Raw genomic sequence first — 12,337 nt, forward strand, 5'->3', positions numbered from 1 at the left:
TTATTTAAGCTGTTACTTGTTCAGTAATGACAATTTCTTTTTCTTCGTTTAGTGTTGCTGTTAAGTTTTTCGCTTCTGGTTGATCGATTAAGCTGTCGGCAATAGCGTCTTCTAAATGCTCTTGGATAGTCCGGCGTAGTGGTCTTGCTCCGAATTTAGGATCATAACCAAGCTCAATCAAATGTTCTTTTACTTCTTTGGAAACATCGATTGTTACGCCTTCTTGGGCAAGCATAGCATTTAAGTCAACGAGCATTAAGTCGATAATTTGAACTAAGTCTTCTTTTTCGAGTGATTTAAATTCAATGACGCTATCAAGACGGTTCAAGAATTCTGGTTTGAAGTATGCGCCTAATTTTGCAAGGATATCCGAACCTTTTTCCAGTTTTGTGTCAGTTGCTGTGTTAAAGCCGACAGAAGCTTCTGTATCAGTCGCGCCAGCATTACTTGTCATGATGATAACCGTATCTTTAAAGCTTACTGTACGTCCTTGTGAATCCGTTAGACGACCATCTTCTAAAATTTGTAGGAACATATGTTGAACATCTGGATGAGCTTTTTCGATTTCGTCTAAAAGAATGATGCTGTAAGGGTTACGGCGGACTTTTTCTGTTAATTGTCCAGCTTCTTCGTGACCAACATAGCCTGGAGGAGAACCGATTAGTTTAGAGACGCTGTGTTTTTCCATGAATTCACTCATATCTAAACGAATCATCGCTTCACTTGTGCCGAATAATTCACGAGCAAGTGTGCGACCAAGTTCTGTTTTTCCGACCCCGGTTGGTCCGACAAATAGGAAGGAACCAATTGGCCGGTTTTTCGATTTGAGGCCGACACGGCTACGACGAATAGCTTTGGCTACTTTTTTCACGGCGTCTTCTTGGCCGATTACTTTACCAGTTAGGTTGCTTTCTAGGTTTTTCATTTTGGATTGTTCATCTTCTTGTAAACGTCCTACAGGAATACCTGTTTTTTCTTCAATAATCGCTTGGATATCTGATGCTTGAATGACAGGGCGTTCTGAGAAGGAATTGCTTGTTTTATTTTCTTCTAGGCGAGTAATTTCGTCACGAACTTTGGCTGCTTTTTCATAATCTTCCATTTGAAGAGCATGATTTTTTTCTTCTTCTAAACGAGCAACACGTTCACTCACGGTATTTTCATCTAGTTTTTCAATGGATAGATTATATTTGGAACCAACTTCATCCATTAAATCAATGGCTTTATCTGGCAAATGACGGTCTTGGATGTAGCGAGAGCTTAGTTCAACTGCTGCTGTCAAAGCTTCCGGTGAATAAACTACTTCATGAAAATCTTCATATTTTGGTTTTAAGCCATTTAAAATTGTAAGTGTTTCTTTAGTAGAAGGTTCGTTCACCGTTACCGGTTGGAAACGACGCTCAAGAGCAGCATCTTTTTCAATCGTGCGGTATTCTTTTAGCGTAGTAGCACCAATCATTTGCAAGTCGCCACGTGCGAGCGCTGGTTTTAAAATATTTCCTGCATCCATCGAGCCTTCAGCGGAGCCAGCACCAACGATAGTATGCACTTCATCAATAAAGAGAATCGTGTTTTTACGTTCTTGCAGTTCTTTAATTAACTGTTTCATACGTTCTTCAAATTGACCGCGGATACCTGTGCCAGAAACTAGGGAAGCCACATCGAGCAAAATAACTTCTTTATTCATTAATTTGCTTGGGACATTTCCTGCGACAATCGCATTTGCAAGGCCTTCGACAACGGCAGTTTTACCAACACCTGGTTCACCTATAAGGACAGGGTTATTTTTATTGCGGCGATTCAAGATTTCAATCACGCGTTTAATTTCTTTGTCGCGACCGATGACAGGGTCTAATTGATCATTTTTAGCCATATCAGTTAAGTTTGTTCCAAATTCATCTAGCAAGCCATTTCCGCCACCATTAGTTTGTGTTTGTACTTGTGGATTTGCTTGGCTTCTTTGTTCACGGCCAGCTTGATTTGCAGCAGCGCCACTTAGTTGACGGAAAATATCGTCAAACGGGGAACCGCCAGCACCTGAAAATTCATTCGCTCCAAAGTTAGCTTGATTTCTAACTTCGGCATAACAAGAGGCACAAAGCGGCATTTCTACACGCTTGCCATTAATATTCATATATAGTTGGATTGTTGCTTGATTTTGATTACATTTTTCACAGTTCATCATTAATTTCCTCCTTTTAAAAATGAGAAATAAAAGGTCTTGACTTTGACTATATTTGACCTTATGAATTTATTATATACTGACCTATTTTGACTTTCAAGTATTTTGCTTCAAATTTTTATAAAAAAAACACCCCTATAAAAGGAGTGCTTCTTATGTTCATTTTAGTAAATTGGTAGTGCCGCAAGTAACAAAAAGGCGAAGGTTAAATGCGATATATAGAGCATTAGGAGACTTGGACGATAAGAATACATGATATTCCATGCGAGTGAAGCGACGAAAATACCTATAATAGCCGCAAAATTACCACTTGGAAACATCATTACCATGCAAAGTAACGCTGCAAATACATTAGAAAACCACGGATTAAAATAATGATTTAAACGCTTGAGAACAAAACCGCGCCAGAAAATTTCTTCTCCGGGAATGATGGCCACAATAAGCAGCAACCAAATCACCCAAGAGTGCGTCGAATACTTATTAAAAGCAGCTTCAACTGAATTATCCAGACCACCCGGCATGACTTTAAGAATAAAGGCGCCTATGTAAAAAACAATATAAAGGACAATTCCAGAAAAAACACCTGGTAAAATGCCTTTAACAAACGAATATTCTTTTTTTAAATCGTCATTAAATATCACAAAACTAAGTAAAAATAACATTCCAGCTCCATATAGATACCAAAAAACGCGAGGAAACTGATATGTTAATATAACAAGTAGGGCGCATAAAATGAGTCCCAGTACAAGTTTATAATCGATCTTGATGCTCTTCAAAATACTTTACACCTCTTCTTAACAATTACTTCTCATACTACTTTAAAACAAATGAAATCGTTTGGCAACAATTAAACAAAAGATAAGATAAAAGTTGTGCAATTTAATAAATCCTATATAATTAAAAAATAGGAGTGGTTCATAGATGTTAGAAAAAAACTACAAATTTTTACTTTGGATTTATATATTCTGGTTTTTAGGCAGTGTCCTACTTGTATCCTTGCACATTATTCCACCAGAGTTAACGGCGATTCAATCGTTATTTTTAGTCTTTACTGGTGTTTTTGCGGCTGTTTTCTTTATTATGCAATATGGAAAATGGTTAGGCTCGGCGATTACTTTACTTATTTTTGTTGTCAGTACTTGTATTGAGTGGATGCAGTTAAGTTATACGGATGAGTATATCGGGTCTGCACTAGGCGGAAGCGTGTACGGTATTCCTGTTACGATGGGCTTTATTTGGGTCGGAATGGTTGCTGGTACGCATATTATTGCACGTGAAATTACACTAAAAATAAATATTGACTGGATTCGCGGCGGGATTTATTCGATTATCGCAGCAACGATGGTGATGATTTTTGAAGTATTAATCGAGCCAATCACGATGCAATCCAAACAACTTTATATTACCCAAAACGGTTTTACGATATTGCAGTTATCAGATTTTGTTAACTGGTGGTTATTAGGTCTTATTTTACATTTAATGATTTACTTTATTTTAAGTCTGACAGATAGCTGGGGACACCTCAAATATCCAGATTTAAAATCAGAAATTGTTATCGTCTATTGGATTATCATTGCCTTTTTTGTCTTTTTGTCCTTTTATCTTGATTTATGGACATCCATTGCGATTATCATTGTTTCCAATATTATTTTTACCGCCTGTTATTTTTTCGGTTTGGAGAAGGAAACCGAGACTACAAAGAAATCCGAGTAATCAACTTAATGATTACTCGGATTTCTTTTCTTTTTGTAAAAATTTCTGGGTCGCGATTTGGGCATTTTCGATAATGAAAGGAAGAGAACTACCCGACATTGCGCCAGCTCCGATTACAAATAAGTTTTTAAAATTAGGCGATTTTTTGGAAGGGTGTAGGAACCCGTGTTGGCGCCATAAATGCTGTAAACCAAAAATCGCACCATATTTAACATGGTATTTCTTTTCCCAATCTGTGGGTGTAATAATATATTCTTCTTCAATATAATCTTCTAAATCAGGCACGTCTAAACGCTCTTTGACAGTATCTAAAATGAGTTGACGAAAGGCAGGTGTTTCTTTTTCCCAATCAATGTCACTCGTGTTATTCGGAACAGGAACCATAATTCGAATACTCGAATGATTAATTGGCGCCATCGTATTATCTGTTGCGGAAGGATTCGTCAAATGAACCGAGATATCTTTTGAAAGAATTTTTTTATGGATAGTATTATTCGCAAATTCCCGGTAATTTTTCGGAAAAATAATCGATTGATGCGTAAAAGGCAAGACCGTCTTCAAACCAAGATAAATGATAAAAGCAGAAGAGGAATATTCTTTCGTTTCCAATTTGTTCGGTTGCTCGTTTGTTAAAGAATAAATAAAATCTAAATTAGTGAAATAATAGTCGGCTTCAATTGTTTTTCCATTGGCAAGTACGGCTCCTGTAATTTCTTTGCCGTCTGATTCGAATTCAGTGACTTCGGAATTAAAGAAGAATTTGCCTTTATTTTCGGTCACTACTGTTTGCATCGCTTCGACAATTTTATTTTGACCACCTATGGGATGAAAAGTGCCGTAGTAGTATTCAGAAAAAGGAATAATACTATAAGCTGCCGGAATATCCCACGGTGACATGCCTAAGTAGCGCATTTGCAATGAAAAGGCGAGCCGGAGCGTCTTACTATTAAAATAGCGCGCTAAATCATCCATTAAAGAGCGACCAAGCGTCAAACTTGGAATAGCACGTAACGTTGTTGGACGGAAAAAGTCAATTAACGAACTATAATTAAATTGGTTGAGAGGGGAGACATAGAGCATTTTTTTCGTATTTTCGCGCATAAATCGATCAAAACCAACTTCTTCACCAGGAAAATACGTTTTAATTACTGCTTTTGTCTCGGAATGATCACTATAAAGCGGGAAAGTAATATCTTTAAAATAAAGCGTATGTATTGGATTAATCGGTAAAAGCGAAACATAGTCCAAAATATTTCGGTTACAATCCATAAAAAGAGAAGTCAGAATATGCGTCATCGTGAGCGCAGAAGGCCCGACATCGAATGAGTATTTACCCATTTTGTGTAGCGCAGTTCTTCCACCAATGCGATCATTTTTTTCATAGATGTTTACTTGATAGCCAAGCTGACTTAATAGCATACCAGCAGCCAAGCCACCGGGGCCAGCTCCAATAATGGCGATTTTCTTTTTACTCTCCAAATTAAAACGCTCCTTTTCCCGTTTTTCTACATATAAAAAACGCAAAAACATAAAGCATTATCACACGGAAATGCTTTATTTTTGCGCACTTAAAAAACTATTTTGTTTGTTATTCTTCGGTTTCTTCTTCGTCTTCTTCCACAGAATGAATAATTTGGTAATTTTTGTGGTTTACAACGGTTTTCTCTTCAATACCTAAATCTTTGAAATTTTCCATATAAGTTAAGTCGACAATAACGGAATTTTCATTGAGTTTTTCAACAATTCCTGTTAAGCCATCCTTAAATTCAATAATGTCTCCAACATGTGCTTTTGCCATTGTTATCACTCCTTCAATTTTCGGTGTTGCCACTATCTTGCTGAAAAAGAATGTATGCATTTTTGAACCTTCCTTAAATTTTGCACTAAAAACCCATTAAAATCAACTATAAGCCATTAAAAAGTGTATTTTAAATAAAAAAGGAATCATTTTATTGATAAAATTATAGAAAACGCTCCCTTTTTTCTAGCTAATAAAGAAAGAAACAGGGCAGACCGTAAAAAAATATTCTAAAAAATTTTTAATCAAATAGTTGTAACAATAGGTAAAACATGGTACTCTTTTTAATTGAGGGATAGTCTTTTTTGTCGAAATTTTTTCGGCTGAAAAGGTTACAACAAATTTCTTTACAAAGGAGAATGTAAATTATGGAACAAGCAAGTTTTGTAGTAATCGATGAAACAGGAATTCACGCACGCCCAGCAACTCTATTGGTGCAGGCTGCAAGTAAATACAGCTCTGACGTTCAAATTGAATACACTGGTAAAAAAGTAAACCTTAAATCAATTATGGGCGTTATGTCTTTAGGTATTGGTAAAGGCGCTGACATTACTATCTACACTGAAGGTAGCGATGAAAAAGAAGCAATCGAAGGACTAACTGAAGTTCTTAAGAAAGAAGGATTGGCTGAATAATGGCTAAAGAGTTGAAAGGTATCGCAGCATCTGATGGGATTGCCATTGCGAAAGCTTATCTGCTCGTTGAACCTGATCTTTCCTATGAAAAAACAGAAGTAACGGATGTTGAAAGTGAAGTAAAGCGTTTTGAAAGCGCGTTAGAAGTTTCTAGAAAAGAACTTTCAATGATCCGTGAGAAAGCTGCTAAAGACTTAGGCGAAGATAAGGCTCAAATTTTTGATGCGCATCTTCTAGTTTTAAATGATCCTGAATTAACAGGACCAATCGAAGACAGCATTAAAAATGCTAAAACGAATGCAGAAACAGCTTTACAAGAAACGACAGACATGTTTATTGGTATGTTTGAATCTATGGACAACGAATACATGCGTGAACGTGCAGCGGATATTAAAGATGTACGTAAACGTGTTCTTTCTCACTTACTAGGTGTAACTATTCCTAATCCAGCTTTAATTGATGAGGAAGTAGTTGTTGTTGCAGCTGATTTAACGCCTTCTGATACCGCACAACTTAACCGTAACTTTGTTAAAGGTTTCGTAACGGATATTGGTGGACGTACTTCTCACTCCGCTATTATGGCGCGCTCTCTTGAAATTCCCGCAGTAGTTGGAACAAAAGAAGTTACTGCTAGCGTAGCGAAAAACGATATTGTTATTATTGATGGTTTGGAAGGTAATGTTATCATCCACCCAACAGAAGAACAAATCGCTCACTATGAAAAAATTAAATCTGATTTTGCTTTACAACAAGCAGAATGGGATAAACTTAAAAATGAAAAAACAGTTTCTAAAGACGGCGTTCACGTGGAGCTTGCAGCAAACATCGGAACTCCGAATGATTTAGAAGGTGTTATTTCTAACGGCGGGGAAGCAGTTGGACTTTATCGTACAGAATTCTTGTACATGGGTCGCGACAATTTCCCAACGGAAGAAGAGCAATTTGAAGCGTATAAAGCAGTTGTATCCGGAATGGACGGAAAATCTGTGGTTGTTCGTACATTAGATATCGGTGGCGATAAAACGTTACCATACCTAGAACTTCCTGAAGAAATGAACCCATTCTTAGGATTCCGTGCAATTCGTCTTTGCTTTGCGAATGAAGAATTATTCCGTACACAACTTCGCGCGTTACTTCGTGCAAGTGTATATGGTAACTTAAAAATTATGTTCCCGATGATTGCAACAGTAAATGAATTCCGTCAAGCACGTGATATTTTACTAGATGAAAAAGCGAAACTAAAAGCTGCTGGAACAGAAGTATCTGATTCCATCGAACTTGGAATTATGATTGAAATTCCTGCTGCTGCAGTTTTAGCTGATCAATTTGCAAAAGAAGTTGATTTCTTCTCTATCGGAACAAATGACTTAATTCAGTATACAATGGCTGCTGACCGTATGAACGAACGCGTTTCTTACCTTTACCAACCATACAATCCATCCATTTTACGCTTAGTTAAAATGGTAATTGATGCTTCTCATAAAGAGGGCAAATGGACTGGTATGTGTGGGGAAATGGCTGGAGATCAAACGGCTGTACCACTTCTTTTAGGCTTAGGCTTAGATGAATTTTCAATGAGTGCTTCAAGCATTCTTAAATCTCGTTCGCTAATCAAACGTTTAGATAAATCTGAAATGGTGAAATTAGCGGAAGAAGCTTTAAACAAATCTACAGCAGAAGAAGTTGTAGAATTAGTTGAAAAATATACTGCAGAATAATTTCTGATAGAAGACCTAGACAAATTTTTTGTCTAGGTCTTTTTATGTTGTGAAATAGTAAGACCCCAAGTATAATTGGGAGGACAGTTAGTTTTAAAGGGGGCAACAAGGTTGGTTATCTACATATTAGCAGGCTTTTTTCTGCTACTTTTCATTGTTTTGTCGATTATAGATAGAAGACGAATTAGCAATGGGATTGTTTTGACAATGGCGCTGTTTTTTTCAGTACTTTCGGTCGTTTACGCTACTTTTTCAAAAGGGAATGAACTGCTCGTTTCGATTATGGGGACGGTATTACTTTTATTAGTGTTACTTATTCCGTTTTTTGTTATTGGGATAGCAACGATGCTCATTGTTAACGGACGGTTAATGTTAAAACGTGAAGGGCGCAAATTAGCAAACATGCTGCCGTTAATTATTGGTTTAGGTATTTTAGCACTTATTATTGCGTGGTTTGTAAGTATTTTAAAAACGGGTAGTCCGATTCTTGGGATTGCGGTTGTCTTTATCGTAGCATTAGTTGGTTACTTTTCTTTCTTATTTTTATCATTTCTTTTGTCGACGTTTCTCTACCAATTTAATTTTCCAAGATATAATCAAGATTTCTTGATTGTGCTTGGAAGTGGCTTGATAGGAGGAGACAGGGTGCCGCCGCTACTTGCTAGTCGATTGAACCGAGCGATTAAGTTCTACGACAAGCAATATGCAAAAAAAGGCAAGCGTGCGACGTTTATTGTGTCTGGTGGACAAGGCGCTAATGAGACAATTTCAGAAGCGGAAGCAATGCGAGGTTATTTGATTGAACAAGGGATTGATGAAAACTTTATTATTATGGAAGATAAATCGGTTAATACGCTGCAAAATATGAAATTTTCAAAAGCGAAAATGGATGCGATTATGCCAAATTATCATAGTTTATTTTCGACGAATAATTTTCATCTGTTTCGCGCCGGAATTTATGCAAGAAAAGCTGGCTTGAAAAGTCAAGGAATTGGTGCAAAAACAGCTTTATACTATATGCCAAATGCGTTAATTCGGGAATTTATAGCAATTACCGTAATGTATAAAAAAGTGCATCTGATTATACTTGGTTTAGCACTGTTATGTTTTGTATTTTTAGCTATTATTGGTGTTACTTTTGGATAGGAGGTTGGAAGAATGAAGAAAATTGGATTTGTTGGTACAGGTGTGATGGGGGCAAGCATGGCTGGACATTTGCTAGAGGCTGGTTATGAAGTATTTGTTTATACGCGCACGAAAGCCAAAGCAGAAGGTTTGTTAAGTAAAGGGGCACACTGGGAAGAAACGCCGGGTGCGCTTGCAAGTAAAGTAGATGTGTTGATTTCAATGGTCGGTTATCCACAAGATGTAGAAGAATTATACTTAGGCGAAAATGGCTTTTTGGAAAACTTAGCTAGTGGATCTGTCGCAGTGGATATGACAACTTCATCCCCGGCTCTAGCGAAAAAAATGGCGAAAGTGGCTTTGGAAAAAGGAGTTGGCATGTTGGATGCACCTGTTTCTGGCGGAGATATTGGCGCGAAAAACGGAACGCTAGCTATTATGGTTGGCGGTGCAGAAGAGGTTTTTCTTAAAGTGAAGCCAATCTTTGAAATTCTTGGAAGTAGTGTGGTGCTTCAAGGCGCAGCGGGAGCAGGACAACATACGAAAATGGTCAACCAAATTGCTATTGCATCGAACATGATTGGCGTAACTGAAGCAATCATTTACGCGGAAGCAGCAGGACTTAATCCATCGCGCGTTCTTGAATCGATTTCTGGTGGAGCAGCCGGAAGTTGGTCGCTTTCTAATTTGGTGCCTCGTGTATTAAAAGATGACTTTTCGCCAGGTTTCTTTATTAAACATTTTATAAAAGACATGGGAATTGCAATCTCAGAAGCGAAGCAAATGGGGCTTGAGTTACCCGGACTTCTTTTAGCAGAAAAGATGTATCAAACGTTAGCCGAGCAGGGTTTAAGTGAAGAAGGAACACAAGCATTAATCAAATATTATCGTTAAAAATAACCCAGCCACTACAAATGATGTGGTTGGGTTATTTTTTATTTGCCTAGAAAAGCAGCCATGCGGTCTAAAGCTTCGGCAAGATTATTAAAAGAGGTAGCATAGGAAAGACGGAAATAACGGTCGCCTTTTTCTGAGAAAGCATTGCCTGGTACGACGGCTACTTTGGCTTCTTCAGCAAGTTTAACAGCCCAGTCAAAGGAATTTTCTTGGATTGTATCGGGCAATTTGACAAAGAAGTAAAATGCTCCGTCAGGCGGAATTACAGTGAATCCCATTTTTTCTAGACGATCTTGCGTGAAATTAGCTCTCGTTTTATATTCCGTGCGCATTTGGAAGGCATCGTCTTTGCCGTGAGTGAGCGCTTCTAAGGCAGCTTTTTGGGAAATGGAGCTGGCACATGTAACGGAATATTGATGAATTTTCAACATTTCTGCAGTGAGGCTTTCCGGAGCAAGCAAGAAGCCAATCCGCCAACCAATCATCGCATGAGACTTAGAGAGACCGTTGATGACAATGGTTTGCTCTTTTAGCATGGGCGCGATGCTCACGTGCTCTTGGCGATAAGTAAGTTCACTATAAATTTCATCAGCGATAACGAAAATCCCTGTTTCTTTTAGAACTTCTGCCAATGCTGCAAGTTCTTCTTTGGTTAAAGTGACACCGGTTGGATTGGAAGGATACGGAATAATTAAGGCTTTCGTTTTAGGCGTGATGTGCGCACGCAATTGTTCAGGCGTTAATTTGAAATTTGTCTCGGTCGTATCGACTTTAATTGGTTGTGCTTTATTTAAAGTAATAAGTGGTTCATAGCCAGGATAGATTGGGTCAGGTAAAATAACTTCGTCGCCTGGTTCTAAAATCGTTTGTAGGGCAACTGAAATAGCTTCTGTAGCACCCACTGTGACGATTATTTCTTTATTTGTGTAACTTAGGTCATATTTTTCATGAAAATAGGTGGAGGCGGCTTCTAGCAACTCTGGCATACCTGCGTTTGGTGTATAGTTGGTGAAATTTTCTTGTATCGCCGTAATGGCAGCTTGTTTTACATGTTCTGGTGTTGGAAAGTCTGGTTCGCCAAGTGTTAAGCGAATCATATCCGGAATACCAGTCACCCGTGTATTAAAAGCTCTGATACCACTTACTTGAATATCGCGCAATTCTGGTCGAATAGATTTTGTCATTTTCGTCACCTTTCTTTATAAGAAAATCCCGTGAAAATTAGGTGGGAGTAAGCTTCGTAATTTCATTCCATTATAGCTTAAAACGGAAGAAAAGCAAAATATCTGAAAATATTACTAAAAAGCCTTGCACTTTTATTGGGAATGCTATAAGATAGTTTTAATAATGATAATCATTTTCATTTAGAAGTGATTGGTTAAATGTGGAAGGGGCCGCCGGATATGAGTAAACCAGGTAAATACGAAGCTCTCTTTTTTCCAACGAAAGATGGCTTGCTAAAAATACATGCTTATGGCTTTAATCCTTGTGGTTCATGGGGAGAAGTATTTGCGACAATTGGCGATCAAACGATTTGTGTCAAAGGATTCAATCGTCATAAAACCATTGTGCGAGCTACAAAAATGATGTTAAGCGCAACAGCAAATAGAAAAAATGAATTTTAATTATCAAAAGACTGTAGAAAAGGTGGATCACTTTTTTTACAGTCTTTTTTTGGGATAAAACACACGTAAAATCCGCTAAATCGTGTCTTTCTGGTTAATTTAAAATAATTTCTTTTTCTGAATATTTCCAGAACCCTTGCGTTATACGTGCGGTTTGCGATAAAATTTGGTAGTATAGTGAAAGAAATAAGATATGGCGAAGAAACCAACTATGAGGAAATATGTAAAAAAGCATTGCCACGCGTGTACCACAGCAAGGTATGCAAATTTTTGCACGTCAGATGGTGGATTTGAGAGGAGAGTGTAAGATGTCTCAGTTATTGGGAATTATTCAACGTTTACATGCAATGCAAGAAGATGAGTCTGCTGAAACACAAGCAAGACGTTTTGAAAAAAATGGTACGCCTGTGTGCGAAGTGAAGTTTTTCCAAGCTTCTAACTCATTTGAAGTAGAAATCTATGGCGACAATAGTAAATATCAGTTTGATGATATTGACATGACGGCTATCGAAATTTTTGAAACATTACAAGAAAACGAATAAGATGGTAAAAATCAGTTAATCTGGATTTTACTTAGAGGCTGTGAATATCTATTCACAGCTTTTTTTATTTTCAAGCGCTAAATGAAAGAAATCAGACTAAAT

General features: G+C 37.6%; 12 protein-coding genes. 7 read left to right on the forward strand and 5 right to left on the reverse strand.

The window, feature by feature from the left end; translation table 11 throughout:
• Positions 1-4: 4 nt before the first annotated feature.
• Together HCX62_RS03685 and HCX62_RS03690 are read right to left on the reverse strand one after the other, a co-directional pair.
• Positions 5-2,182 carry an ATP-dependent Clp protease ATP-binding subunit gene (locus tag HCX62_RS03685; protein ID WP_185638017.1) on the reverse strand — a complete coding sequence of 726 codons (2,178 nt, stop codon included), beginning with the start codon at positions 2,180-2,182 and terminating at the stop codon, positions 5-7.
• 164 nt (positions 2,183-2,346) lie between these two features.
• On the reverse strand, positions 2,347-2,958 hold the full coding sequence (locus HCX62_RS03690; RefSeq protein ID WP_185637068.1) for a CPBP family intramembrane glutamic endopeptidase: 612 nt from the start codon (positions 2,956-2,958) through the stop codon (positions 2,347-2,349).
• Between the two features lie 145 nt (positions 2,959-3,103).
• Here HCX62_RS03690 and HCX62_RS03695 point away from each other — a divergent pair, with 145 nt between their 5' ends.
• The gene (locus HCX62_RS03695) at positions 3,104-3,895 is read left to right on the forward strand and encodes a DUF422 domain-containing protein (protein ID WP_185637069.1); all 792 of its coding nucleotides are present in this window, start codon (positions 3,104-3,106) and stop codon (positions 3,893-3,895) included.
• Positions 3,896-3,907: 12 nt separating this feature from the next.
• On the opposite strand, the gene HCX62_RS03700 is transcribed toward HCX62_RS03695, so the two are convergent.
• Complete coding sequence (locus HCX62_RS03700) at positions 3,908-5,425, reverse strand: phytoene desaturase family protein (protein ID WP_185637070.1); 1,518 nt, start codon at positions 5,423-5,425, stop codon at positions 3,908-3,910.
• A gap of 58 nt (positions 5,426-5,483) precedes the next feature.
• Complete coding sequence (locus HCX62_RS03705) at positions 5,484-5,753, reverse strand: YkvS family protein (protein ID WP_185391054.1); 270 nt, start codon at positions 5,751-5,753, stop codon at positions 5,484-5,486.
• Between the two features lie 308 nt (positions 5,754-6,061).
• On the opposite strand from HCX62_RS03705, the gene HCX62_RS03710 reads away from it, so the two are divergent.
• The 4 genes from HCX62_RS03710 to HCX62_RS03725 all read left to right on the forward strand — a co-directional run bounded on the left by HCX62_RS03710 (position 6,062) and on the right by HCX62_RS03725 (position 10,065).
• Positions 6,062-6,328 carry a phosphocarrier protein HPr gene (locus HCX62_RS03710; protein ID WP_003719221.1) on the forward strand — a complete coding sequence of 89 codons (267 nt, stop codon included), beginning with the start codon at positions 6,062-6,064 and terminating at the stop codon, positions 6,326-6,328.
• Positions 6,328-8,046 (forward strand): phosphoenolpyruvate--protein phosphotransferase, encoded by a 1,719-nt coding sequence (ptsP, locus tag HCX62_RS03715; protein WP_185637071.1) that lies wholly within the window; start codon positions 6,328-6,330, stop codon positions 8,044-8,046. Before HCX62_RS03710 ends, ptsP begins: the two co-directional genes overlap by 1 nt.
• A 111-nt stretch (positions 8,047-8,157) precedes the next feature.
• Positions 8,158-9,192, forward strand: a complete 1,035-nt coding sequence (locus HCX62_RS03720; protein ID WP_185637072.1) for a YdcF family protein — start codon at positions 8,158-8,160, stop codon at positions 9,190-9,192.
• Positions 9,193-9,204: 12 nt separating this feature from the next.
• Positions 9,205-10,065, forward strand: a complete 861-nt coding sequence (locus HCX62_RS03725; protein ID WP_185637073.1) for an NAD(P)-dependent oxidoreductase — start codon at positions 9,205-9,207, stop codon at positions 10,063-10,065.
• Between the two features lie 41 nt (positions 10,066-10,106).
• Here the strand turns inward: HCX62_RS03725 and HCX62_RS03730 are convergent, their stop codons facing one another.
• Entirely contained in the window at positions 10,107-11,252 is a 1,146-nt protein-coding gene (locus tag HCX62_RS03730; protein WP_185637074.1) for an aminotransferase class I/II-fold pyridoxal phosphate-dependent enzyme, read from the reverse strand.
• Between the two features lie 219 nt (positions 11,253-11,471).
• Between HCX62_RS03730 and HCX62_RS03735 the strand changes: the two genes are divergently transcribed.
• Entirely contained in the window at positions 11,472-11,693 is a 222-nt protein-coding gene (locus HCX62_RS03735) for a hypothetical protein (protein WP_185637075.1), read from the forward strand.
• A 308-nt stretch (positions 11,694-12,001) separates the two neighbouring features.
• Positions 12,002-12,235, forward strand: coding sequence for a YkuJ family protein (locus HCX62_RS03740; protein WP_003719227.1), 234 nt, complete (start codon positions 12,002-12,004; stop codon positions 12,233-12,235).
• Positions 12,236-12,337: the final 102 nt, after the last annotated feature.

The organism is Listeria swaminathanii, assembly GCF_014229645.1.
GTDB lineage: Bacteria > Bacillota > Bacilli > Lactobacillales > Listeriaceae > Listeria > Listeria swaminathanii.

Bases quoted from the DNA above. Each gene is read 5' to 3' on its own strand.
- HCX62_RS03685 (WP_185638017.1), bottom strand. From the start codon at position 2,182: ATGAACTGTGAAAAATGTAATCAAAATCAAGCAACAATCCAACTATAT.
- HCX62_RS03695 (WP_185637069.1), top strand. From the start codon at position 3,104: ATGTTAGAAAAAAACTACAAATTTTTACTTTGGATTTATATATTCTGG.
- HCX62_RS03700 (WP_185637070.1), bottom strand. From the start codon at position 5,425: ATGTTTTTGCGTTTTTTATATGTAGAAAAACGGGAAAAGGAGCGTTTT.
- HCX62_RS03705 (WP_185391054.1), bottom strand. From the start codon at position 5,753: ATGCATACATTCTTTTTCAGCAAGATAGTGGCAACACCGAAAATTGAA.
- HCX62_RS03710 (WP_003719221.1), top strand. From the start codon at position 6,062: ATGGAACAAGCAAGTTTTGTAGTAATCGATGAAACAGGAATTCACGCA.
- ptsP (WP_185637071.1), top strand. From the start codon at position 6,328: ATGGCTAAAGAGTTGAAAGGTATCGCAGCATCTGATGGGATTGCCATT.
- HCX62_RS03725 (WP_185637073.1), top strand. From the start codon at position 9,205: ATGAAGAAAATTGGATTTGTTGGTACAGGTGTGATGGGGGCAAGCATG.
- HCX62_RS03730 (WP_185637074.1), bottom strand. From the start codon at position 11,252: ATGACAAAATCTATTCGACCAGAATTGCGCGATATTCAAGTAAGTGGT.
- HCX62_RS03735 (WP_185637075.1), top strand. From the start codon at position 11,472: ATGAGTAAACCAGGTAAATACGAAGCTCTCTTTTTTCCAACGAAAGAT.
- HCX62_RS03740 (WP_003719227.1), top strand. From the start codon at position 12,002: ATGTCTCAGTTATTGGGAATTATTCAACGTTTACATGCAATGCAAGAA.